Annotated in this window: 21 protein-coding genes; 10 read left to right on the forward strand and 11 right to left on the reverse strand. The window is 61.9% G+C overall.

Annotated elements, in window-relative coordinates:
* The first annotated feature begins 73 nt into the window (after positions 1–73).
* Both AC15MQ_RS16050 and AC15MQ_RS16055 read left to right on the forward strand, forming a co-directional pair.
* Positions 74–979: a LysR family transcriptional regulator gene (locus AC15MQ_RS16050; RefSeq protein ID WP_483080610.1), complete on the forward strand. Its 906-nt coding sequence runs from the start codon at positions 74–76 to the stop codon at positions 977–979.
* A gap of 176 nt (positions 980–1,155) precedes the next feature.
* Positions 1,156–1,842: a DUF4197 domain-containing protein gene (locus AC15MQ_RS16055; protein ID WP_287653937.1), complete on the forward strand. Its 687-nt coding sequence runs from the start codon at positions 1,156–1,158 to the stop codon at positions 1,840–1,842.
* A gap of 96 nt (positions 1,843–1,938) precedes the next feature.
* Here the strand turns inward: AC15MQ_RS16055 and AC15MQ_RS16060 are convergent, their stop codons facing one another.
* Positions 1,939–3,519, reverse strand: coding sequence for a caspase family protein (locus tag AC15MQ_RS16060; protein WP_483080611.1), 1,581 nt, complete (start codon positions 3,517–3,519; stop codon positions 1,939–1,941).
* 217 nt (positions 3,520–3,736) lie between these two features.
* Here AC15MQ_RS16060 and AC15MQ_RS16065 point away from each other — a divergent pair, with 217 nt between their 5' ends.
* Positions 3,737–4,921, forward strand: coding sequence for an acetate/propionate family kinase (locus AC15MQ_RS16065; RefSeq protein WP_483080612.1), 1,185 nt, complete (start codon positions 3,737–3,739; stop codon positions 4,919–4,921).
* 36 nt (positions 4,922–4,957) lie between these two features.
* Here the strand turns inward: AC15MQ_RS16065 and AC15MQ_RS16070 are convergent, their stop codons facing one another.
* Positions 4,958–5,236, reverse strand: coding sequence for a hypothetical protein (locus AC15MQ_RS16070; protein WP_287653942.1), 279 nt, complete (start codon positions 5,234–5,236; stop codon positions 4,958–4,960).
* 459 nt (positions 5,237–5,695) lie between these two features.
* Here AC15MQ_RS16070 and AC15MQ_RS16075 point away from each other — a divergent pair, with 459 nt between their 5' ends.
* Positions 5,696–8,440 (forward strand): M16 family metallopeptidase, encoded by a 2,745-nt coding sequence (locus AC15MQ_RS16075; RefSeq protein ID WP_483080613.1) that lies wholly within the window; start codon positions 5,696–5,698, stop codon positions 8,438–8,440.
* Between the two features lie 6 nt (positions 8,441–8,446).
* Here the strand turns inward: AC15MQ_RS16075 and mscL are convergent, their stop codons facing one another.
* Together mscL and AC15MQ_RS16085 are read right to left on the reverse strand one after the other, a co-directional pair.
* Positions 8,447–8,884, reverse strand: a complete 438-nt coding sequence (gene mscL / locus AC15MQ_RS16080) for a large conductance mechanosensitive channel protein MscL (protein ID WP_483080614.1) — start codon at positions 8,882–8,884, stop codon at positions 8,447–8,449.
* 92 nt (positions 8,885–8,976) lie between these two features.
* Positions 8,977–10,134: a pyridoxal phosphate-dependent aminotransferase gene (locus AC15MQ_RS16085; protein WP_483080660.1), complete on the reverse strand. Its 1,158-nt coding sequence runs from the start codon at positions 10,132–10,134 to the stop codon at positions 8,977–8,979.
* Between the two features lie 147 nt (positions 10,135–10,281).
* On the opposite strand from AC15MQ_RS16085, the gene AC15MQ_RS16090 reads away from it, so the two are divergent.
* Complete coding sequence (locus AC15MQ_RS16090) at positions 10,282–11,343, forward strand: extracellular catalytic domain type 2 short-chain-length polyhydroxyalkanoate depolymerase (protein ID WP_287653947.1); 1,062 nt, start codon at positions 10,282–10,284, stop codon at positions 11,341–11,343.
* Between the two features lie 182 nt (positions 11,344–11,525).
* A complete protein-coding gene (locus AC15MQ_RS16095; RefSeq protein ID WP_483080615.1) occupies positions 11,526–13,439 on the forward strand; it encodes a bifunctional metallophosphatase/5'-nucleotidase in 1,914 nt (637 codons plus the stop codon).
* Positions 13,440–13,592: 153 nt separating this feature from the next.
* Here the strand turns inward: AC15MQ_RS16095 and AC15MQ_RS16100 are convergent, their stop codons facing one another.
* From AC15MQ_RS16100 to AC15MQ_RS16110, 3 genes are all read right to left on the reverse strand, one after another.
* Positions 13,593–14,150, reverse strand: a complete 558-nt coding sequence (locus AC15MQ_RS16100; protein WP_287653949.1) for a hypothetical protein — start codon at positions 14,148–14,150, stop codon at positions 13,593–13,595.
* Between the two features lie 51 nt (positions 14,151–14,201).
* On the reverse strand, positions 14,202–14,762 hold the full coding sequence (locus tag AC15MQ_RS16105; RefSeq protein ID WP_332335877.1) for a cob(I)yrinic acid a,c-diamide adenosyltransferase: 561 nt from the start codon (positions 14,760–14,762) through the stop codon (positions 14,202–14,204).
* A 192-nt stretch (positions 14,763–14,954) separates the two neighbouring features.
* Complete coding sequence (locus AC15MQ_RS16110) at positions 14,955–15,440, reverse strand: bacteriohemerythrin (protein WP_287653952.1); 486 nt, start codon at positions 15,438–15,440, stop codon at positions 14,955–14,957.
* Positions 15,441–15,913: 473 nt separating this feature from the next.
* Here AC15MQ_RS16110 and AC15MQ_RS16115 point away from each other — a divergent pair, with 473 nt between their 5' ends.
* Positions 15,914–16,420 carry a CRISPR-associated endonuclease Cas3'' gene (locus AC15MQ_RS16115; protein WP_483080616.1) on the forward strand — a complete coding sequence of 169 codons (507 nt, stop codon included), beginning with the start codon at positions 15,914–15,916 and terminating at the stop codon, positions 16,418–16,420.
* 388 nt (positions 16,421–16,808) lie between these two features.
* Here AC15MQ_RS16115 and AC15MQ_RS16120 read toward each other — a convergent pair whose 3' ends face one another.
* Both AC15MQ_RS16120 and AC15MQ_RS16125 read right to left on the reverse strand, forming a co-directional pair.
* A complete protein-coding gene (locus AC15MQ_RS16120; protein WP_483080617.1) occupies positions 16,809–18,098 on the reverse strand; it encodes a Y-family DNA polymerase in 1,290 nt (429 codons plus the stop codon).
* Positions 18,099–18,100: 2 nt separating this feature from the next.
* The gene (locus tag AC15MQ_RS16125; protein WP_483080618.1) at positions 18,101–18,517 is read right to left on the reverse strand and encodes a LexA family protein; all 417 of its coding nucleotides are present in this window, start codon (positions 18,515–18,517) and stop codon (positions 18,101–18,103) included.
* 405 nt (positions 18,518–18,922) lie between these two features.
* On the opposite strand from AC15MQ_RS16125, the gene AC15MQ_RS16130 reads away from it, so the two are divergent.
* Positions 18,923–20,764 (forward strand): IS1634 family transposase, encoded by a 1,842-nt coding sequence (locus tag AC15MQ_RS16130; RefSeq protein WP_483080619.1) that lies wholly within the window; start codon positions 18,923–18,925, stop codon positions 20,762–20,764.
* Between the two features lie 201 nt (positions 20,765–20,965).
* On the opposite strand, the gene AC15MQ_RS16135 is transcribed toward AC15MQ_RS16130, so the two are convergent.
* Both AC15MQ_RS16135 and AC15MQ_RS16140 read right to left on the reverse strand, forming a co-directional pair.
* Complete coding sequence (locus tag AC15MQ_RS16135) at positions 20,966–22,066, reverse strand: HNH endonuclease (RefSeq protein ID WP_483080620.1); 1,101 nt, start codon at positions 22,064–22,066, stop codon at positions 20,966–20,968.
* Positions 22,063–22,452, reverse strand: a complete 390-nt coding sequence (locus AC15MQ_RS16140; protein WP_483080621.1) for an HIT family protein — start codon at positions 22,450–22,452, stop codon at positions 22,063–22,065. Before AC15MQ_RS16140 ends, AC15MQ_RS16135 begins: the two co-directional genes overlap by 4 nt.
* Before the next feature lie 398 nt (positions 22,453–22,850).
* Here AC15MQ_RS16140 and AC15MQ_RS16145 point away from each other — a divergent pair, with 398 nt between their 5' ends.
* Together AC15MQ_RS16145 and AC15MQ_RS16150 are read left to right on the forward strand one after the other, a co-directional pair.
* Positions 22,851–23,141: an HNH endonuclease gene (locus AC15MQ_RS16145; protein WP_483080622.1), complete on the forward strand. Its 291-nt coding sequence runs from the start codon at positions 22,851–22,853 to the stop codon at positions 23,139–23,141.
* Positions 23,138–23,656, forward strand: a complete 519-nt coding sequence (locus tag AC15MQ_RS16150) for an HD domain-containing protein (protein ID WP_483080623.1) — start codon at positions 23,138–23,140, stop codon at positions 23,654–23,656. The genes AC15MQ_RS16145 and AC15MQ_RS16150 overlap by 4 nt, the downstream gene beginning before the upstream one ends.
* Positions 23,657–23,715 lie beyond the last annotated feature (59 nt).

Here is a 23,715-nt window from a genome sequence, read left to right on the forward strand (position 1 = left end):
CGCAGCGGTTGGTGCTGAAATAGGGCACAATCTGCAATTATTTGTTGCGAAAACAGCAACGACTGGAGAAGCGATGGATCGTCTCGACAGCATGCACATCTATCTGCGTGTCGCCGAACTCGGCAGTTTTGCCGCGGTGGCGCGGCAACTGGACGTGGCCCGCTCGGTGATCACTCGCCAGGTGGCGGCACTTGAAGCGCACCTTGGCGTCAAGCTGATCGCCCGCAGCACCCGCAGCCTGATGCTGACCTCGGCCGGCAGCGCCTACCTCGAACGCTGCCGGGAAATCCTCAACCTTGTCGAAGCCGCCGAGGCCGGTCTGGCCGACGAACGCCAGGAACCACGCGGACTGATTCGCCTCAGCGTGCCGCTGAGTTTCGGTCTTCGCCACCTGTCGCCGTTATTGATGGATTTCAACGTGACCTATCCGGATGTCGTCACCGAGATCGATTTCACTGACCGGCGGGTCAAGCTGGTCGACGAAGGACTTGATCTCGCAATCCGCATCACCCGACGCCTCGATCCTCTCGATGTCGCGCGGCGGATCGGTAGCAGTCGTCTGCAGGCGATCGCGTCACCGGATTACCTGCGTCGCCACGGCGAGCCGAAACATCCCCGCGAACTGGCCGAGCACGAGTGTCTGATCTACCTGCCCGCGCAGCACGAGGGCTGGCCGTTTCTGGTGAACGGGGCGACGGAAATCTTTACGGTGCGCGGACGGATGCGGGCCAACAACGGCGATGCGTTGCTCGACGCCGCGATGCGTGGTCTGGGAATCACCGCCCAGCCGACATTCATCAGCGCCGCGGCCATCGAGGCAGGCTGGGTACGACCGATTCTCACCGACTACCCGATGCCAGAACTCGGCATATACGCGTTGCTCCCCGGCAATCGCTACGTTCCACAGCGGGTGCGGGTGCTGGTCGACTATCTGGCCGAGCGGATTGGCAGCCGACCGTACTGGGAAGGTGCCAGCTAGAACGTTCAGGACACGCCACTATCGTTCACGGTTCCGCCGGTCCAACCGCGGCTTGCCGCTGCCCTCATCCTGCGCGGCACGGGGTCGGCGCCGGGAGGCGTTGTGAGGTGAAATGCCGGGAGGTTGACGATCGGCATCGGTCGCCTCGACAATGTCCGGCTCTCCAGGAGAAAGCCATGTCCCACCTGCCGAAACTTTTTTTCACTGCGCTTGTATTCTTGATCGCCACTCTGGCTCAGGCCGCCGGCCTTGATGCCATCTCCAGCGGGGACGCCGCGGCGGGGGTCAAGGCGGCATTGACCAAGGGGGCTGATTATGCGGTTTCCTCGCTGGGCAAGGACAACGGCTTCCTCGGCAATTCCAGGGTAAGGATTCCGCTGCCCGGCTATCTGGCAAAGGCGGAGTCTGCCCTGCGCATGTTCGGCATGGGCAAGCAGGCTGACCAGTTGGTCGATACCATGAACCATGCGGCCGAGAACGCCGTCGCCGAGGCCCGGCCGATCCTCGGCGAATCGATCAAGAAGATGACCATCCAGGATGCCAAGGCGATTCTGACGGGTGGCGAGGACAGCGTGACGCAATATTTCAAGCGCACTTCTTCCGATCAACTGACCGCCAGGTTCATGCCCATCGTCAAGGCCGAGACCAGGAAGCTGGATCTGGCCGAGCAGTACAACAAGTTCGCCGGCAAGGCGGCGAGCGCCGGACTGGTCGACAAGAAGAGCGCCGACCTCGACAGCTACGTCACGCAGAAGGCCATGGACGGCCTGTTCCTGATGATCGCCGAAGAGGAAAAAAAGATACGTTCCAACCCATTGGCCGCTGGTAGCGAACTGCTCAAGAGCGTATTCGGCGCAATCTGAACGGTCAGCCCGGTCTTTGCCTCGGCCAGGATGCTTGAGTTCCAGGCGTCACCGGGGAAGGTGACGCCGGCCGTCTGCGACCGGGATACCAACCGTCTAGCGCTGCACGTAGCCGGTCAACTCGTAGCGCTCATGTTTGACCAGCTTGCCGCTGGCGAAGCGTTGCCGGGTTTCATGGGCGATGACGCGACGGACTTCCGGGGAGATCCAGAACAGGTTGTATACCTCGACCCCGAACCTTTCGCCCTGGCTCCAGCCCATTCCTTCGACCCGGAATGCGTCGAAGGTACCGGCCGGGAGCGTGACGCTTTCCCTAGCTACCACCCGGTACTCGATCTGCGAGTCGTAGGTGGCGCCCCTGGCGTTGGTCAGGCGGTGGCGCGCGGTCCAGCGCTTGCCGAGGCTGTAGTCGGCGATCTGGTGCTGGGCGTCGGTGTAGCGGGTCCCGTCCGCCAGCTTGACGGGGTTTCCGATCAGGTCGGTGATCAGGCTGCCGTTGTTGTAGATCACCTGCGTATCGGTGATCGCGGTGACCACCAGGGTGTACTGGCGGATCTCCTGGTTGGTTGCCAGATCGAGGTGCCGGTAGCTGTAGCGATCGCCGAGTCTGAAGCGTGTATCGGCGCGTGCGGTGCCCTTCGAGTAGGGATTTGGAGCGCTCGACGCGATCTGGATCGCTCGCTGGCCGCGCTGGGCCAGCACCTTGTCCAGATGCAGTTGCGCAATCTCGGAAAAAACGCCGCTCGGATAGCGTCGCAGGTAGTCCTCCAGCGCCGCCGGGTCGTTGGCGGACTTGATGCGTTCCCAGATCGCCAACTCTTCGTCGTAGTGTCTGGTGGCTTCCCCCTCCGAAAGCTTCGTGCCCGCGCGCGGCGGGCGGAAGTAGAAGTCTTCCTCGAGCGATGTGCTTTCCCAGGGAATCTGTCGACCGTCGGAGCGCCGCCGGACTTCCAGGCGCACGCGCTTGAAGATGTCCTCGATTTTCGTGTCGCTGGACTTGAGTTCGCGCAGCAGGTTCTCGGTATACAAGCCGTTGCTGCCAGCCCCGTCGCTGGCCGTATTGCCCGGCGAGGTGGCGTAGGCGAGCAAGGACCCGGGTGGTGCGTCGAACTGACTCAGGCCTTTCTGCTCACCTGGCAGGGCCTGGCCGAACGGATTGTCGCGGCAGGCGTCGAGGATGATCACGTTCATCGGATTTTTCGCCTGCGTGAGCCCCTGCAGCAGTGTGTTGAGCTCCACGCCGCGCGCCGGAATATCGTTCAGCATCCGGATTTCGCTGTCGACGGGCAACAGGTAGTTGCGCCAGGCGAGTTGCGTGCCGTGTCCGGAAAAATAGAACACGCCGATCGCATGGTCTCTGGCCAGCATTCCGACGTAATCGTCGATGGCCCGCAACATCGCCTCGCGACTCGCGTCGAGCTGGAGCGTGACCGCGAAGTCCACCGCCTTCAGGGCCTCGGCGATCGCCCGGGCGTCGTTGGCCGGGTTGTTGAGCGGCGCATGTGCATAGCTGCTGTTGCCGATGATCAGCGAACGGCGAGGAAGACTGTTCAGGGCCGTTTGCGCCAGGCCGGGACACGGCAGCAGCGTCAGGGCGCCTGCCGCGAGCGCTCCCTGGAGAATGTTGCGGCGCATCCGGCAGGGCGCCGGCGCCATCGGTACGTATTCACCGCTCATCGCATGCCTTGCTGTCTGTAGTCTGACGGTGCGGTACGCGCCGCAGGGGAAGAAACTTCCAGGGTTCTGGCGCGAGTATGCGTAGCCCTGGTGGCGGTTGTCAATCGGGTGGCGGTCCGGGTGTCGTTGCCGAACTGCAGGACAGCCGACGGGCGAGTAGAATGGCGGCTGTTTGCCCGCGCGCCGCGGCATGCCCCCAAGACCTCCGGAGATTGAGATGGAAAAAGCGATTCTGGTCCTCAATGCGGGCTCATCGAGCCTGAAATTTTCGGTATTTGAGGTGCCTGACAGCGGAGAAATGCGCGCTCGCGCTGTGGGTCAGGTCGAAGGGCTGGGCACGGCACCGCGCCTGAAAGTCAAGGACGGTGATGGACAGCGCGTCGCCGATGTGCGTTGGGAGACCACGGAGGTCGCCAACCACGCCCAGGCCCTGGACGCGATTGCGGCGCTGCTGCGCAGTCGATTCGAGGGGCAGGTCCTGGCGGGGGTAGGGCATCGTGTCGTGCATGGCGGGGCCGATCACTCGGCGCCGTTGCTGATCACCGCGCCGGTGATGGAAAAACTGGATACCTTCGTGCCGCTGGCGCCGCTGCATCAGCCGCACAACCTCGCGGCCATACGGGCCCTGCAGCAGGCGCGACCCGATCTGCCGCAAGTGGCGTGTTTCGATACCGCCTTCCACCGTAGCCAGGAGATGGTCGCGCAGCTCTACGGTCTGCCGTACGAATACTACGAGCGCGGCATCCGGCGTTACGGTTTTCATGGCTTGTCCTACGAATACATCGCCGCGACCCTGCCGAGTGTGGCGCCGGAAATCGCCGGTGGGCGAGTGGTGGTGGCCCATCTCGGCAGCGGCGCCAGCATGTGTGCGATGCACCATGGCCGCAGCGTCGGCAGTTCGATGGGATTCACCGCCCTCGACGGTCTCATGATGGGGACGCGGCCGGGAAACATGGATCCCGGAATCGTCCTCTACCTCCTGCAGCAGGAAGGACTTTCAGCCAAACAGATCGAAGACCTGCTCTACAAACGTTCCGGCCTGCTGGGCCTGTCCGGTATCGGCAACGACATGCGCGTGCTGGAGGCGAGCGATGCTCCGCGTGCGCGCCTGGCCATCGATCATTTCGTTTACCGCATCAGCCGCGAACTCGGCGGCCTGGCGGCGGTCCTCGGCGGCGTCGATGCGCTGGTGTTCACCGCCGGGATCGGCGAAAACAGCGCCCACATTCGGCAACTGGTCTGCCAACAGGCGCAGTGGCTGGGGCTGGAACTCGACGCGGACGCCAACGAACGTGGCGACACGCGCATCAGTCGTGTGGGCAGCAGGATGTCGGCCTGGGTGGTGCCCACCAACGAAGAGTTGATGATCGCGCGCCATACGCGCACGCTGCTTGGACTTTGATCACCCGCCTCAAGACGTGCCGAACCCGCCGGACGCTCAGGAAGATTTTTCGTTCTCGAGCGCCCTGGTGGTGATCTCTTCGTAGAGGCGGGCCATCCTGGCTGCCAGGTCCTGATACTCGGGGTGTCTGGCAAGGTAGGGCTTGACTTCTTCCGTATCGGCAAACACCCGTTCCAGAAAGGCAATGTCCATGTCGTCGAGCCGTTCGCCCGCATCTACCTTCGCTTTCAGATCGAGCGCTCGGGGCAGCCGCTCCTTCTCCAGACGTACCAGCATGACTGTCGCAACCCCCAGGTCATTCGCTTCCTGATTCATTCCCTGCTCCTTTTGGATTGATGTGGACTTTCCCGCCGACCCACCCCAGACGACTCGCCAGCGAACCACGCGCAAGCAGAATAAGGCGACCTGCATCGGCGATAATGCCAGTTCCAGCGCGCAAAAGGCAATAGGCTTGTTTCGGCATGTTTCGGTGCCCGAGAGACGGGGGCGGGTACGGGTCGTGGCTGCCACGGATACGCCGATCACATGTCGTTACACAACAGGGACAGAGAGCCAACAGATGAGCCAGCCCGGATTGGTTATTCTCCTCCCTGTCGCTGCCACGCTCCCTCCCACCCCTCCCTTGCGTGGCAATGACCGCTGTACCCGGCCCGCCCAGCCTCTCCCTCTGTGCGGGCCGTTCCTTTTCCGGCAGCCGATGCTCTGACTCTTTGGCGGTGCTGGCGAAGCGACAGTTCATTCGAGGGAAACTGCGGTTTGTGTGGAGTGGTGGCGATGAAGAAGCATTGGATCAAGACTCTGGCCTGCCTGTGGTCGTGGTTGACACTGGCCTTGCTGTCCCAGGGCGCCGACGCTGGACAATCGGTGTCGATGAAACTGCCGACTGGCGTCGAAAAGCTGAGCACCGTCGAAGGCATCAGCGAGTACCGACTGGCCAACGGGCTGCGCTGCATCCTGTTTCCCGATGCGGCAAAGCCCACGGCCACCGTCAACGTGACCTACCTGGTGGGTTCGCGCCACGAGAACTATGGCGAGACCGGCATGGCTCATCTCCTGGAACATCTCGTATTCAAGGGATCGAGGAATTTCCCTGATCCTGCCCGGGAGTTCAAGCGGCGCGGGTTCGAGATCAACGGTTCAACCTGGCTCGATCGGACGAATTATTACCTGACGTTTCCCGCTGGCGAAGACAACCTCAAGTGGGCGCTGGCGTGGAGTGCCGACGCGATGGTGAACTCGTTCATCGCCAGAAAGGATCTCGACAGCGAAATGAGTGTGGTCCGCAATGAATTCGAGATGGGCGAAAACGATCCGGCGAGCGTCATGCTGAAGCGCTTGCAGTCGATGCTCTTCGACTGGCACAACTATGGCAACAGCACGATCGGTGCGCGCAGCGATATCGAAAACGTCAGGATCGAGAACCTGCAGGCCTTTTATCACCAGTACTACCAGCCGGACAACGCCGTACTGACGGTCGCCGGAAAATTCGACGAGCAGCAGGCGCTGCACTGGATTGTCAGTACCTTCGGCAAGCTGCCGAAGCCTGCACGCACTTTGCCGCAGCACTGGACCGTCGAGCCCACGGCCGATGGCGAGCGTCAGTTCGTGATCAGGCGCAAGGGCGAGGTCCAACTCGTGACTCTGGCCTATCGGACGCCGTCGAGCCTGCATGCCGATTCCGACGCCATCGGCATGGCTACGGAAGTGCTGGGCGACACGCCAAACGGTCGTCTCTACAGGGCGCTGGTCCAGCCGGGCCTGGCCACGCAGGTTTTTGCCTACACCATGGACACGCGCGAGCCCGGTTTTGTGGTCTTCGGTGCGATGGTCAATAAGGGCGACGCGCTGGATCGCGTTCGCGAGCGCATGATCGAGGTGATCGAAGGAGGTTTTGCGCGCGAAGCCGCGACCGCCGCCGAACTCGCTCGTGCGGTCGAGCAGCAGCGCCTGGGCTACGAGCGGGTGTTGGCCGACCCCGAGGCTTTCGCCGTGACGCTTTCCGAGTACATCGCACTCGGCGACTGGCGGCTGTTTTTCCACGCCCGCGATCAACTCGACCTGATCAAACCGGAACGACTGGACGCTGTCGCCAGCAAATACTTCGTACGCGACAACCGTGTGCTCGGCACCTTCATCCCCGACGAGTCCCCGCAGCGCGCGCTGGTGCCGCCGACGCCGAGCCCGGCGCAGGTGCTGGCCAGCTTCAAGCCCCAGGAGAAAGGAGATGCCGGCGAGGTGTTCGACCCCTCCTACGACAATCTCGACAGCCGTACCCGGCTGCGGACCTTCGGCGATCTGAAAGTCGCGCTGCTGCCCAAGAAGAACCGCGGCCAGACGGTGAATGTGGCCATGACCTTCCGCTGGGGTAATGAAAGCTCGCTGCGGGATCGCAACATGGTCGGCACGCTGGCGATCGCCATGCTCGCTCGCGGTACCCGCCAGTTGACCCGCCAACAGATTGCCGACGAACTCACCCGCCTGAAGGTCAGGGGCCGTCTGACCCACTTCGAGACCACCCGCGACAAGCTTCCCGAGGCGCTCAGGCTTGTGGCGCAGATGCTTCAGGACGCCAGCTTTCCGCCGGAAGAATTCGCCGAACTCAAGCGGGAGTACCTGACCGCCTTCCAGGCGCAGCTTGACAGCCCCGAGGCACTGTCGAGCGACGTACTGAATTCGCATTTCAACAGCTATCCGCCCGGCGATCCCCGCTACTACAGCAGCTTGGCAGAACGCATCGAACAGGTCCGCAAGACTACCCTGGACGAGGTCATCGCTTATCACCGCGAACTGATCGGAACGGCACGCGGCCAGATCGCCATCGTCGGTGATTTTGACGAGCAGGCGATCGAAGAGGAAATTGCCCGACTGTTTCCGAGTCGCGTCTCGGGATCGCCTTACGCGCGTGTCGATCGCGAGTTTCGCCGCATTGCGCCGCAGCGGATGGTGATCGACACGCCGGACAAGGAAAACGCATTCCTGCGCGCACGCCTCGACATCACTCTGCGCGATGACGATCCCGACGCGGCTGCGTTGCAGGTGGCGAATACCATTTTCGGCGGCCACTCCGGACTGTCGAGCCGGTTGTTGGACCGCCTGCGTCAGAAGGAGGGTTTCAGCTACAGTGCCACATCCTCACTGGCCATGGGCAGTCGCCAGCGGCTGGCGAACTGGACGGTCGTGGCCATGGTGGCGCCCCAGAACGCCGCCCGCGCGGAACAGGCCTTCCTGGAGGAACTGCAGCGCGCAAGGCGTGACGGTTTCACGGCCACAGAAGTCGCCGAGGCCAAGAAAGGCGTTCTCGAAGCGCGTGCCGTGACCCGCTCGCAGGACAGCGAAGTCGCGGCGCGCTGGGCATCGTATCTCGACCTTGGCCGCAACTGGCAATTCTCGAAGGACTTCGAGGCCAGGGTGATGGCGCTCACCCCGGAGCAGGTTAACGCCGCCTTCCGAGCCTACATCGACCCCGGGCAACTGACGCTGGTCATCGCCGGAGATACTCGGAAAGGGCTGCGGGACTAGCGCCGGCTATTTCCTGAGGCTGTCGCGAATCTCGCGCAGCAGCAGCACTTCTTCCGCCAGTTCAGGTGGCGATGCCGGGGGTTCGGCAGGCGGTTCGCTGCGCTTCAGACGATTGACCTGTTTGATCATCACGAAGATGATGAAGGCGAGGATGATGAAATTCACCAGGATGGTGAGGAAGCTGCCGTAGGCGAAAACCGGAACCTGCGCTTTCTTGAGCGCGTCCAGCGTTCGGATCGTACCTTCCGGGATGGTGCCCAGCACCAGAAACATTCCCGAGAAATCCAGCTTGCCACCCATGATCCAGGCAATGAAGGGCATGATCAGATCCCCGACCACCGAATCGACGATCTTGCCGAAAGCCCCGCCGATGATCACGCCCACGGCGAGATCCATGACGTTGCCCTTGATGGCAAACTCTTTGAACTCCTTGACGATGCTCATGATGCCTCCTTCGACTGTGTTGGGAACTGCCCGCCCGGTCTTCCTCGATCCGGCGCGCGATTATAGGTGCAATGGCGGCAGCCTGTGAACCCTTACAGGGCGCGTAGCCTTTCACCTGCCGCCGCCAGCGTGGCCTCCTGTTTGGCGAAGCAGAAGCGCACGACCCGGTCGTCACGGCCATCCCGATAGAAGACCGACACCGGAATCACCGCCACGCCCGCCTCGCGGGTCAGCCAGTGGGCAAACTCGCGATCCGGCCGGTCGGAGATCGCGCGGTAACTTGCCAGTTGAAAATAGGTGCCGCGGCAGGTCAGCAATTCGAAGCGTGAAGCACGTAACTGCTCGCGAAAGAATTCGCGCTTGTGCTCGTAGAAAGCCGCCAGGCCGAGGTGACGCGAGGCGTCGCGCATGTACTCGGCGACTCCCACCTGGCATGGCGTGTTGACCGTGAAGACGTTGAACTGGTGGACCTTGCGGAATTCGGCCATCAATGCGGACGCCGCGAGCACATAACCGATTTTCCAGCCGGTGATGTGATAGGTCTTGCCGAAAGACGAGACGACGATGCTGCGCGCAGCGAGTTCCGGATGGCTGGCGACACTCTGGTGATGCGCGGCATCGAAGACGATGTGCTCATAAACCTCGTCGGCGAGCACCACGATGTCGGTATCGCGCGTCAGCGCCGCCAACTCCATCAGATCGTCGGCTTCGAGCAGGCTGCCGGTCGGGTTGTGTGGCGTATTGATGATGATCATGCGCGTGCGCGGGCTCAGCAGCGCGCGCACCTGCTCCCAGTCCGGCCGGTAGTCTGGGAAAGCGAGCGCGGCATAGACCGGTTTGCCGCCGACCGTTTCAATTGCCGGCACATAGCTGTCATAGACCGGTTCGAAAACGATGACCTCGTCACCGCTGCGCACAAAGGCCGCAATCGCCGTGAAAATGGCCTGCGTTGCACCGGCGGTGACGGTAATCTCGCTATCGGCGTCGTAGTCGGCGCCGTACAGCGCCGCCACTTTGTTGGCAATCGCCGAGCGCAACTCGGGAACGCCGGCCATTGGCGGGTATTGATTTCTGCCGTCGCGCATCGCCCGCCAGGTGGCATCGAACAGCGCTGGGTCCGCCTGAAAATCAGGAAAACCCTGCGAGAGATTGATCGCCCCGCAATCGGCCGCCAGTTTGGACATCACGGTAAAGATGGTGGTCCCTACCTGCGGCAGCTTCGAGTCGATGGCGATGGACGATGGGTGCATGGCAATCCGCGGCTGGCGCGCTGGAAAATGGTCGAGCGCGTAGTGTAGGGTTGCCCCGGCGGGGAAACAAGCCTGAACGTCGTGCACCGGCGCGTCACCGGCAAGCCGATCTGTTAGCATGTCCAGAGTCCAGAACTTCATCCCCGCATGGTCATGTGTGCCCCCGGTCTCCGAAGCCTTGCCGCTGCCGCCTTGCTGACGCTCGGCCTGTCGTGCGAAGCCGCCGCTCCCGCGCTGCCGGCGCTGGGCGCCGAACTGAACGATCTCACCGTCTCCGGGGTTTCCTCGGGTGCCTACATGGCGGTCCAGTTCCAGGTGGCTCATTCCCGGCTGGTCCGCGGTGCCGGCATTCTTGCCGGCGGACCTTACGGCTGCGCCGAAGGGTCGATCTGGCGTGCGCTCACGCGCTGCATGTCGCCGGCGTCCTGGGCGCCGTTGCCGTCAGTCACGGAACTTCGGAACGGCGCCGAGGCGCTGTCGAGCGCCGGACGCATCGATCCTGTCGACAATTTGCGCGACGACCGCGTCTGGCTATTGTCGGGCGGCCGGGACGAGACGGTGAAGACGCCGGTGATGGACCGGCTGGCGGCCTTCTACGCGGAGTGGCTGGCGCCGGCAGCCATCCGGTTCGTCAAGGTGCCCGACGCCGGGCATGCGATGATCTCGATCGCCGATCCGCAAGCCAACGCCTGCGACAGCCAGCAAACGCCGTTCATCAACCGCTGTGGCGACCTCGACCCGGCCGGCGAAATGCTCGCGCACCTGCTGGGTCCGCTGCAGCCCGCGACCAGCGCCGCGCAGGGCGAAACACTGATCTTTGACCAGCGGCCCTTCGTCGAAGGCAAACCGATCGACGCCGGACTTGCCGACGAGGCTTACGTCTATGTCCCGCCACTGTGCCGCAGTACGCCGTGCCGGCTGCATGTCGCCTTTCACGGCTGCCGCCAGAGCGCGGCGCAGATCGGCAGGCGCTTCGTCGATGGCGCCGGCTACAACGCCTGGGCGGACAGCAACCGGCTGATCGTCCTCTACCCGCAGACCATGCCGCGTTATGGCTTGACGATCGGGTCGTGGACCTGGCTCAACAATCCGTTGGGCTGCTGGGACTGGTGGGGCTATTCGGGCAGCGATTACCTGACGCGCACCGGTCTGCAGATCAAGGCCGTGCGCGCGATGATCGACCGCCTCGCGGCGCCTCGCCAGCCGTAGTGTAGCGAGGGCAGCGCCGGCCGCCAGACCCCGACACTTCCGGTACGGCGGAAACGCGCGGTGCACTGTCGGCGCGCCCGATTCGGGATCGTGATCTTGCCCCATGCACTGCGACCGCGGTTATCCTACGGGTTTGAGCCATCCGGGCTGACTTGTCTCATCCCGCCGCCGGAGCCGATCGCATGCGCCCAACTCCTTTCTGCAAGTGCCTGATGCTTGCCTCCTCCGTCCTGCTGCTCGGGCTGAGCGCATGCACGACTCAAACGGTCGTGGATTCGTCAGCCGCTGGCGCGTCTTTCACGGTAACCCCGCAGGCATTGGCGCCTGCGACCGCGCTGGAAATCCACATTGCCCATATCAATGACCACCATTCCCACCTCGAAGCCGACCCCGATTTTGAAATGGGCATCGACGGGATCACGACGCGTGTCGACGCCGGAGGATTTGCGCGCCTGACGACCCTGTTCAAGGCCAGTGAGCACCTGCCGAACCTGCTCAAGATTCACGCCGGAGACGCGATGACCGGGACCCTTTACCATACCCTGTATCAGGGGGAGGCCGACGCGGCGTTGATGAACACCGTCTGCTTCGACGTTTTCGAAATCGGCAACCACGAGTTTGACGAGGGTGATGCCGGCCTGCGGGGATTTCTTGATCATCTCCGGAAGGGCAAGTGCCGGACTGCCGTTCTCGCCGCCAACGTCGAACCGGCCATTGGCTCCGCACTTGCGCCCAGCGCTGCGCACGACTATCTGCAGCCCTACGTGCTGAAACGGTTCGGCGAGGTGACGGTGGCCATCATCGGCATAGAAGTGCGCGACAAGACGATGCATTCCTCGCGGCCGCTGCGCAGCACGCTCTTCCACGACGAAGTCGACACCGCGCAGAAGACCATCGACGTACTGCGCGCACAGGGTATTCACCACATCGTTCTCGTCACCCATCAGGGTTACGAGGCCGACAAGGCGATGGCCGCCCGTCTTGGCGAAGTGGACGTGATCATCGGCGGTGACTCGCACAGTCTGCTCGGCGATTTCTCGGCAATCGGCATCAGGGCGACGTCCGGGCCGTATCCCAGTGTGGTCTACAATCGCGACGGCGAGCGGGTGTGCATCGGGCAGGCCTGGGAATACGCCAAGGCCTTCGGTCTGATGCAGATCCGCTTCGACGATCGTGGCGCAGTCCTCGGTTGCAGCGGCACGGTCACGCTACCGATCGGCGACGATTTCCGTCGGAAGGTCGGTAGCGGCGACTTCGTCGCCGTCGACGAGGCGACGCGCCAACGGATTCGCGAACGCCTGCAGGAGCAGGGTGCCGCCCGCGTCGTGGCGGCGGATCCGGTGGCCGAGGCCGAACTGGCGCGCTTTGCCGGTCGCCTTGCGGAAATGAAGCGGCAGAAGATCGGCATCGCCCGTGAGTCGCTGTGCCTGGTACGCGTCCCTGGCGAATCGACCAACCGCAGCGCCGGCCTGTCCGGCTGCGAAGACGCCAATACGCTGGCCCGCGGCAGCGACATTGCCCAGGCCGTCGCCGAAGCGTACCGCCAGGCCAGCAGGCTCGCCGACATCGCCTTGCAGAACGGCGGTGGAATCCGCACCGCGTTGCCCAGGGGCGACGTCACTTACAACACCGCCTACACGGTCCTGCCGTTCAACAACGTGCTGTTCGAACTGCGACTCAGCGGTCGTCAGATTGTCGAGATCCTGGAGGAGGCGGTCGGGAATTACCTCGATCGCGGCAGTTCCGACGGTTCTCACCCCTACGCGGCCGGTTTGCGCTGGGATCTCGATCTGTCGCAGGCGCGCGGCAGCCGCTTCACCCATATCGAGGTCATGCTCAAGGGCAGCGACACCTGGGAAGCCCTGGCGCCGGAACAGATCTATACGGTGGTGACCAGCGACTTCCTGGCCTTGGGGGGCGACGGCTACGCCACCCTTGCCGAAGTCCATCAGACCGGGCAGAGCGTGAATACCTATCTGAACTACACCCAGACCTTTGTGGACTACCTGTTGGCACAGGGTACGGTCGCCCGACCGCTACGGGCCAGCTACAGTCACCAGAAGGTCGTCGGCCGCGACGGAAAGGCGCTGCCCTGAGCCCTGTCGTTGCGCAAACGGCAAGGTGCCTCTCGGCAGGGGTTTCCGGGCACTACCTTCCGGCAGTCGATACCTGCACCGCGCTGCTGTTGATCTTGCGGCTGGCGCTGCCAGGCGCTCGCAGTCTGCCTGCCGCTCCCGCTTCCCGAACGCCTACGATGCTTCGGCCACCCAGGCATCACGCGGCAGGTCGGGGACGCCGGGGCTAATCACAAAGCGGGTCATGGCATGTGGATTCATCAGTCCGACGCCGCCCTGCGGCAGGTGATAGATGATCGTCTGGCGTTCGAGGAGGCCGGTCAGGTTCATCAGTCGATCGGCGAGCGCTGCCCTGCGTACGCCTTCGGCACTGGTATACAGGACGTGACCGCCGGTGAAGAAGAAATCGATGCGTGCCTTGAAATGTTCGCCTTCGAGCCCGCCGGTGAAGGGTAGTGCGCGCTGCGCGGGCGTCATCGCCATCAACACCAGGTCCGGGTGGCTGGGAAAATGCTCGCTCAGATCGTGGTCGGTCTCGATTTCAACGCAGGCGATCGAAGCTGCGGCGAACACCTCGGTTTGCCGCTCCGCACCGATGATCAGCGGCTTGCCCGAGAAGAGCTGGCCGCTGCGCCTGAAGCTGTCGAGAATGGGCTCGATACGCGCGACCTCCGTCTGGAGAAAGCGGCGCGCGCGGTTGGCCGTGGTGATGACGGTAATGCTGATTGCCATGGCGACCCCCATCCGGGAGAGTGATTGATCTAGCGCCCAGTATAGACACGATCAGTCGTTTCCACGATTCTTTCCCTGTACCCAGAGCACGTCCCCACGTCCGCCAGCCTTGTTCAGCGCACGGCCCAGGACGAACATCAGGTCGGACAGCCGATTCAGGTACTTGCGGGCATACTCAGAGACCGTTTCGGTGCTTGCCAGGTGCACGATGCAACGCTCGGCGCGACGGCAGACGGTACGGGCAAGATGCGCAGCTGCGGCGGCACGGGTACCACCGGGCAGGATGAAATCCTTGAGTGGGCTGAGGTCGGCGTTGAACTGCTCGACCAGATCTTCCAGTCGGTTGATATGCGCCGCGCTGATCACATCCATTCCTGGAATGCACAATTCTCCGCCGAGATCGAAGAGGTCGTGCTGAACGCCGATCATGGCTTGCCGGATGTCGTCGGGCATTTCCTCGGTCAGCAACAGGCCGATCGTCGAATTGAGTTCGTCGACCTGTCCCATCGTCTCGATCCGCAGGCTGTCCTTGGCGACTCTGGTGCCGTCACCGAGGCCGGTGGTGCCGGCGTCACCGGTACGCGTGACGATTTTTGAAAGCCGATTGCCCATGCTGCTATTCCCGATCAAAAAATGCATTATAACCGATCGGTTAACGGTGGCTGGCAGCTCATCCGGCCGGCCATTAGCCGGATTGAACGCGATCGAGGCAGCGCCTCAGGATTGCGCTGCCGGGTCGTCCCCGTTACAACAGCGTGCCCGCAAGTCCGGTGACAGGCGTTGAGCGACCCGGCCGGCGGGGGCTCACCAGAATTTCCACCACCACTTTTTCTTCTTCATCGTTTTCTCGACGTCCTTGCTCCAGTTGGCGTACGTGGCCAGGCCGGCCTTCTGGAAGTGCCTGCCGAAGCGCTTGTCGCTGTCGTTGATGTGCTGGATGAGCCAGTTACGCAGAAAGTGCAGCAACTCGAAGCTGATCGCCACCTTTTCCTTGTCCACTTTCTGTTGCAGGGCATCGACCTGCTGCATCAACTCCTGATGCTGTTTCTTGTGGATATCGAAACCGGGGTAGTGCGTCAGCCGCATCAGGCTTTCTTCGAGCAGGAAGTGCGTGCGTGTGTATTCCGCCAGGCGGTTCAGGATCTCGCGCGAGGTCGCCCGGCCGTGATGCTCATGAATGGCGTTGTGCAACTGATTGAGCAAGTCCACCAGCACTTTGTGCTGCTCGTCGATTTCCTGGATATTGACGCTGAACTGGTCGGACCACTGGATCAAATCTGTCGTGCCCATGAGCAATGCCCCGGATCAGCCTGTTTGTTGATCGCTCAAGCCTACTCTGGCTGCAAGCGGTCTTGTTGACTTCGATCAATAATTCGGGATGCGCAACGATGGTTGTTGTCTCGCAGAGCCGAATTCGATTGGCCGCCGCGATGATGGTCGAGGTCGCAGATTGCTACAAAGCGCTCTTGAAGTCATCTATGTACCCGCCGCTCGTACGTGCGGCGTTCAAGCCCGGCGCGCGGCCCGTCGAACTTGATTCCGACCCGGTTTAGCGCAGACTTGCTGTCCAGCGTTCGCACCAGATGCTCCCAGCGCTCTCGAGGGTGGCTTGTCGCGTCAATGATCAATCCATTGACGCCGCGTGGCCTGCGCTGGTTGAGGGACGAAGTTGAGGGGTTCTTTTTTTCGTATCCGTTGTAACAGCTCACTCTGTGAGCTTGTGGGGATGCAAACTACACGTCCCGACAAGGAATCCTTCGATCATGTCCTCAAAATCATATTTTCGCTACTGGGGTAAGGCCAAACCGCAAGATGGCTGTGCAGCTCAGTTTCATCTGCTGCCGTATCACTGTCTGGATGTGGCGGCGGTTGGGCTGCAGTACTTACGCCGTTCCCTCGCCTTTTCTCGACTTCTCTGCCAGCAACTGCATTGGAAGGACGAGACGGTACTGGAAGGATGGGTTGCGTTCTGGCTTGCGATGCATGATCTTGGCAAGTTTTCGGAAGCGTTTCAGAGCCAACGCCCGGACTTGTTCACAGCCATACGGGGCAGGGTGCCGGGCGCCAGCAAGGTCTACACTCTTCGCCACGACAGTCTTGGCATGCTGTTCTGGAAGGACAAGCTGGCAGAACGCGCGGCCGACGAAAGGTGGTTTGGCCCGCAAACGGAGTACTACGAGTGCGGACTTGATTACTGGGCACGTGCGGCGACTGGTCATCACGGCCAGCCACCACAAGAGGAAGTGCGTTCCCCGCAGGCGCGGGGATGAACCGCGGTTGGGAAAGTCCGGGTCGGGGGTGTCCGAGCGTTCCCCGCAGGCAGACCACAGCCAAAGGTCAGCTCGCCCAGCGCAACCAGGCCCGTCACCGACTCCACACACTCCTGCAGCCGGAAGTACTGGACGGCAATGGCCACGCCGCCTATTCCTGTGACCACGGTACTGATCACCCCGACCGCCCACTCCCAATGCGTTCGTGGCGGCGTCATCGGCATCACCACGATGGTCGAGAGCAGCGCCCCACCCGCCACTACTCGTCGGTTCTGGCGTGATGTCTCTCCAATGCAAAAGGACCGCCCAAGGCGTGTGCCTCGGGCGGTCGGGTGGTGAAGCGGGCGGTGTTGTGTGTAGCGACCTTCGCCGCTGACGGCCCATTATCTCAGGACACTTCCGGCAACTCGTCCCAGCGTGTCGTGTAGCGCGGTGACCGGTTCTCCGACCGCGTTCCCCATCGCTGTGCGGTACCACTGGCTCCCGAGCGCAAGGTGTCGCGTCCGAACTGGCGGTTGATCGCGTCCAGCACGGCCATCCGTCTTGCCGAACGAACGCGTGCTTCCGGATCATCAAACAGGGACCCCTGCCGCGCGGCTTTGTCCGACAGCAGGGTGAGCATGATCCCCGCTTTCTTGTACCGGTACCCCGACCTGAAGATCGCCTTCAGCCCCAGCAGCGCGTAATGGGTCAGCACCAGCGTATCGTCGCTCGGTTCGGGGAGCGGCACCAGGCGACTCGCATTGTATTGGGGCTCGTCGTCCTTGAAGCGATTGGTGTGCACGAAGACGTGGACGACGGCGGCCACCGAGGCTTGCCGACGCAGTCTCTCGGCCGCTCTGGCGACGTAGGTCGACACGGCCTCGCTCAGTTCCGCGACGGATTCCACCGGGACGCCGAAGCTGCGCGACGACAGGATCTGTTGCCTGGGCGGCGCGATGTCCTCCAGTTCCAGGCAGGAAATGCCCCGCAGTTCACTGCACGTCCGTTCCATCACTACCCCGAACTGGGCCCGGAGGTGCTTCGGCGACGCATTCCGCAGGTCAAGGACGGTGTGGATGTCGATCGCTTGCAAGCGAAGCACGAGGCGCCGGCCTACCCCCCAAACCTCACCAACCTCGACTTTGTGCATCCACTGGAGCCGTTCCGGACGAGAAAGCGAATTGAGATCGCACACGCCATTGAAAACGGCGTGCTTCTTGGCCAGGTGGTTGGCCAGTTTGGCCAGCGTCTTGGTCGGCCCACATCCGACACACACCGGCAATCCGGTCCACTGTCTGATCCGCTCGCGCATCTGCCGGCCCATGGCTGGAGCGCCACCGTAAAGGTGCGCGACCGCTTCGATGCGCAGGAAGCTTTCGTCGACGCTGTAAACCTCGATGTCCGGGGCGAAGTCTCGCAGGATGGTGGCCACCCGGTTGCTCATGTCGCCGTACAAGGCGTAGTTCGAGGAGAACGCCGAGATCCCGTGCCGGCGGGCCAGGTCCTGCATCCTGAACCAGGGCGTGCCCATCGCGACACCCAGCGCCTTGACCTCGGCGCTGCGGGCGACTGCACAGCCGTCGTTGTTGGAGAGCACTACCAGCGGGACATTTTCCAGCTTTGGCTGGAAGACGCGTTCGCAGGAGACGTAGAAGTTGTTCACGTCCACCAGGGCGAACTGCGGCGGGGCGGACACGCCTATCCCCGCGCGGGATAGCGGCGCACGACGCCCACCACGACGCCCCAGGTCTGCAGGTCGGCGCCATCCTTGAGGACGATTGGTGGGTAGTGGGGGTTTTCCGGCCGCAGTTCGACGCGTCCCCGGTATTTGTACAGGCGCTTGATCGTGTATTCGCCGTCCACCACCGCGACGACGATGTCGCGACTCTTCGGGGTCAAGGCGCGGTCGACGATCACTTTGTCGCCCTCCTCGATGCTGGCGCCGATCATGGAGTCGCCACGCACGGTGAACATGAAGGTGGCGGGCTTGTTGCGAATCAGATAGTCGTTGAGATCCAGCCCGTCCTCCGCGTAATCTGCCGCCGGGGACGGAAATCCGGCCGACATCCGGTGCGCCAGCAGGCGGATTTCGCTGGCACCTGGGTTTTGTTCCACGATTTCCGGAACCTGGAGAAGGGTTCGTGCAAGGCGATCCATCAAACATCCGACATTTTGCTGTATAAAAATACAGTATAGACGAGGAATGTCTTGCTGTGGACTCTCTCTCGGGTTTCGTCCAGGGATTTTGAAACGCATCGGCAAGGGCTACTGCCACCGGTTACGTCCCGCCCTATTCGAGACTCTTCGTCCCGAGCTATTCTGGATTCGAAGCTCTGGCCTCAGCCCCGGAAAGCGCGCTAACCGGTTTTTAACACCCCATACGCATATTTCCTGCTTTTCAAGCGAGGCTCGACGCTAAGTCTTTGATTTTTAGCGCCGTGAGTTTTTCTGGCGTTTTGTAGTGCCATAATCGTATGCCGTTTTGGCCGATCCCCTTGCTTTTGTTGTACGATCGTGGGCATGTTCATACGACAGACGAGAACCGGCAACAAGGCGACGGGTGAAAGCTACGTCACCTACCGACTGGTGCGCACCGAGCGCATCGGTGGCAAGGTCCGTCAGATCACGGTGTTGAACCTCGGCCGCCATTTTCCGATCAAGCAGGAAGACTGGCCGATTCTGTGCAGCCGCCTCGATCAGTTGCTCAATCCTCAGGCGGTGATCCTGCCTTTGGAATGCTCTGAATCGATCGAGCGCACGGCGCAGCGTTACCATGCGCAACTGGTTGCCCGCGCACCGACGATTTTGTCGGCGACGGAGGGTGCGGCCGGATTGGCCGGCAAACCTCGCCGGTCTGCCGATTTCCAGGAAGTCGATGTGGACTCGCTGCAGATGACGCAACCCCGGTCGGTGGGCGTCGAACACGTCGGTCTGCATGCGGCAAGCGCGCTGGGATTGATCGAGACGCTGAATGACCTGGGCGTCAATGGGGTGGTGCAGGCATCGATCCTGGGCAACCTGATCGGGAGAATGGGCCAGCCGGGATCGGAGCTGGCGACCTGGAACTGGCTGCAGCAGCACAGTGCCCTGGGCGAGTTGATGGACGTTGACTTCTTGTCGATGTCGCACATGGGCCTGTATCGCGCCTCGGACGTCCTGATGAAACATCGGGAGGTGATCGAGACGCGTCTGTTCAGCACGGCCCGGACGCTCTTCGATCTGCAGGAGACGGTCACCCTGTATGACCTGAGCAACACCTGTTTCGAAGGCGAAGCCCAGCTGAATCGCAAGGCCAGGCGAGGGCGTTCGAAGGAGAAGCGCAGCGACTGTCCGCTGGTGACGCTCGGTTTGGTGCTCGACGGCAGCGGCTTCGTCCGGCGCTCACAGACCTTCGCCGGCAACGTTTCCGAGCCCGGCACGCTGGCGTCGATGCTGACCGGCCTGGGGACGCCGGCGGGAGGGCTGGTGGTGATGGATGCCGGCATTGCCACCGACGCCAACGTCGCCTGGCTGGTCGAGCACGGCTATCGTTATCTGGTCGTGCGACGCGGGGGGATGCGCCAGTTCGATGAGGCACGCGCCGTGACCCTCGAGACCGCCGGCAAGGAATGGCTGCAGCTTCAGAAGGAGCTGAGTCCGGATGGCCAGGAGCTTTGCCTGTATTGCCACTCACCGAGTCGGCAACTCAAGGAAGAGGCGATGCTCGCGCTATCCGGTGGGCGTTTCGAAGCCGGATTGCAGCAAATGAGCGATGGCCTGCAAAAGCCGAAGAGTGAAAAGGGCCACGACAAGCTGCTGGAACGTCTCGGCCGACTCAAGCAGAAGAGCCGTGGCGCCAGCCAGCACTACCAGGTCAATCTCGTCACCGAGGAGAGCGGCAAGACGGTGACGGCGATCACCTGGCAGAAGGTACCGGTTGCCGGCACGATGGCGACGCATCCTGGCGTCTATTGCCTGCGCACCAACGAACTCGCCTGGGATGAAGAGAAACTCTGGCGGACCTATACGATGCTGACCGACCTGGAGAGTGTGTTTCGCAGTCTGAAAAGCGAGCTCGGCTTGCGACCCCTCTACCACCACAAGGAAGGGCGCTCGGACGGACATCTGTTCATCTCCGTGCTCGCCTACCAGTGCGTTCAGTTCCTGCGCGTGAAACTCAAGGCCGCGGGAATCGCCGACAGCTGGGCCAGCCTGCGCGACACCCTCTCGGTGCAGCGCCGGGTGACCGCCACTTTCAGTCAGCGCGACGGGCGCTCCCTGCATGTGCGCAAAGCCACCGTCGCCGAACCCGACCTGCTGGCGATCTATCGTGCGCTGGGCATCAGCGCCGCTCCCGGAGGAACCCGAAAACTGATCAGCTGAATCAGAAATTACCGGCCTGTAGTGCCACTCGATATTTTTTCAGCACGCAAGCAATTGATTCAGCAATAGGTTGGTTTCTCTTGGCCTGTTAAACATGGGTTAGTATTGAGGGCGTGGGATGAGCAGAGATGGTGATCCTGACCAACGGAAATGGAAGTCTCTCGGATATGGTGGTCGCAGGGCGCAAACAACCACTTGGCGTTACTGGAAGAAGGCGGGCGTAAAGGGCGTGTGGACCATTTCTGCCCCGGCACGAAGAATCGCGAGGCATGGATCCATGAGCGGCTCGGTGCGGCCTCGAGAAATCCACGCCATGCTGCGTGTCTCAACCCCCTGTTCATATGCCCAACGAGCAACATGAATCGAGCTTGCGACGTCCGTGACAAAGCCGAGCTGAACCAGTTGTCCGCCGACCTCATCTCCTTTCGTCTCAATATAGGTCATCCATGATTCAAGATGGCGCTGCGCCGCCAGAAGATCACGTTTATCGTTATTGCAGGCCCGGTGGGCCAACACGAAATTGTGTGCGGTATCCCTGGGGTACCTGATCCACGGAACGAAGTGGTCGACTTCTGCACGCTGGTCGATCTTCTCTTGACAGTAGAAGCAACGATGGTCCTGCAGCGCTGCAAGGATCCTCGCGACATCGGACAGAGGAGCCCGTGCTGATCCAAACATAAAGCTCTCCAGATCGTCGATCTGACCAAGCATCGACGTGTTCTGCCTGTTGCTGCGAATGTGTTCAACCCAACCTGCCCGCGCCAAGTGCTGGATTAGCCCCTGATAGCGACGCAAGTTAAACGCGACGCCCGGATTGAGTCGAATGAGACCGCGTGGGCAAGGGTAGTGATAGAGGAACGGTTCATGTTTACCGCCCAGAACCTGTAAGTAGCGCAGTGGCATGGTACGGATGGTACCAGTCACGGCTCTGATCGTAGCCGGCCACGCGGCGTGCCGTCTTGCAAGACTCAGCTTGCCGGCAGTTGCCCGGTAAATCGTGCGCAAGCTCTGAACAACAGCGGCTTGTGGACCATGGTTCTGGTGTAGAACACCATTGACGGTATCTGGCAGACCTGCACTGTATTCAGCGAGTTGGCGCCAGTAAAGCTCGGCGAACTTTTCGCCGACCAGCAACATAGGAAGGTCGAGAGCTTCCCCCGAATCGTCTCCGCATTCGACAGCGAGTTCCGCGAGTGTCATTAGCATCGCAAATTTGTAAGTGGCCGCGAACTCACCCTCGACAAACAGGCGTTGTATTTGCTGGATAAAAATGATCTGCGCTTCGGCGGTAGGTCGGTTCATCGGAATGACCAGTAATCGGCTTTCTCGGGGATGATCCAGCGGATACCGCCGCGAGGATCTTCGCGATCACCATGAAATCTTGCGATTAGGTGGATGTGCAGATGTGCAATGGTTTGTCCAGCAGCGGCGCCATCGTTGATCCCGATGTTGTAGGCATCCGGCTGGAACTCTTTATCTAGGCCATGCTTGGCCTCGTCTAGAAGCGACAGTAGCGAATCGCGCTCTGTTTCAGATAGATCGAAAAACGAGCCAGTGTGTCGCCGTGGAATGATCAGTGTGTGGCCCGGTGAGACCGGAAAGGCGTCACGGATGACCATGCCTTCGAGGTTTTCGAGCAGGATGCGATGCGCTGGCAAGCTACAAAATGGGCAGGTGCTCTGGGACATTGGCGAAGCATAAAGCTAACAGGCAGTGCAGTCATCCCGACGTTCGGGCGCCATGGCTATAAAGGCGAAGTCGGGTGACGATCGGTGAGCTGTCGTTGCAGGATATCTCCACTGTCGGTGAGCGCCTGGCCGGCTTGTTGGAACAAGCCAATGTCGAGACGGATGCAGCGGTGTGTGCATGAGCAGCGACCGAGCTGGGGCGGGTGGAGTGCTCGATGGCACCCGTACCGAGAAGGTGGCACAGGATGCCGGTTTCGACCTGACGCCAGCGCGCGAGGGAAACTGGGTGATCTTGCGGTCGTCGGTGTTCCCGCAGGCGTTGGACGTCTTGGCAGAGTCGGGCGGGAGCTACGGCATCGGCTTTTCCGTTCGACTGCCGGCAGCGCTGCGCCGTCACCGTGCTCGTCGTCCTGCCGCTGCTGCGCGCTTCGCGCATCAAGCCGTGGGCGGAGTGCGCAAGCGACGCAGAGCGTCTCGACGTGTACAATGGATTGCTGCTGGCACTGCATCTGGATGCGCTGTTCGATGGCGGCTGGATCAGCTTTGCGGAATGTGGAAAGCCGTTGATGTGTTCGCAGTTGTCTCTGCAGCAGCAGTTTGGCGTTTGGTGGGCATGGCGCCTTGCCGAAGTGACTGAAACGCATCGAGATTACCTCGCTTGGCATCGTCGGGAGATCTTCCGGAAATGAAACTGTTGATTGCCGCCATTGCCTTCGCCGCCGACAAGCACCGCAACCAACGGCGCAAGGACGCCGAAGCATCTCCATACATCAACCACCCGATCGCGCTGGCCAATCTGCTGGCCAATGAGGCAGGCATCGACGATCAGCGAGTCCTGCTTGCCGCCATCCTTCACGACACGATCGAGGATACGGAGACCACCGAGCAGGAACTCATTCGCCACTTCGGCAAGGACGTTGCCGACATTGTTCTCGAGCTCACTGATGACAAGTCTTTACCCAAGAGCGAGCGCAAACGGCTGCAGATCGTGCAGGCCGCGCACATCAGCCGTCGCGCCAAACTGGTCAAGCTTGCCGACAAGATCTGCAACCTGCGCGACGTTGCCGCGTCGCCTCCCGCCAACTGGCCGGTAGCGCGCCAGCAGGAATACTTCGACTGGGCCAGGTCGGTGGTCGATGGCCTGCGTGGCACGCATCCTGGTCTCGAACACCTCTTTGATCAGGCGTACGAGTCCAGGCCGTAGGAGCAGGGCCGCGACCGCCCACCTCCTTCGTCATGCCGCGGTCGTTCGCCCGCCACAGG

The sequence above is a fragment of the Candidatus Accumulibacter propinquus genome (assembly GCF_056856495.1).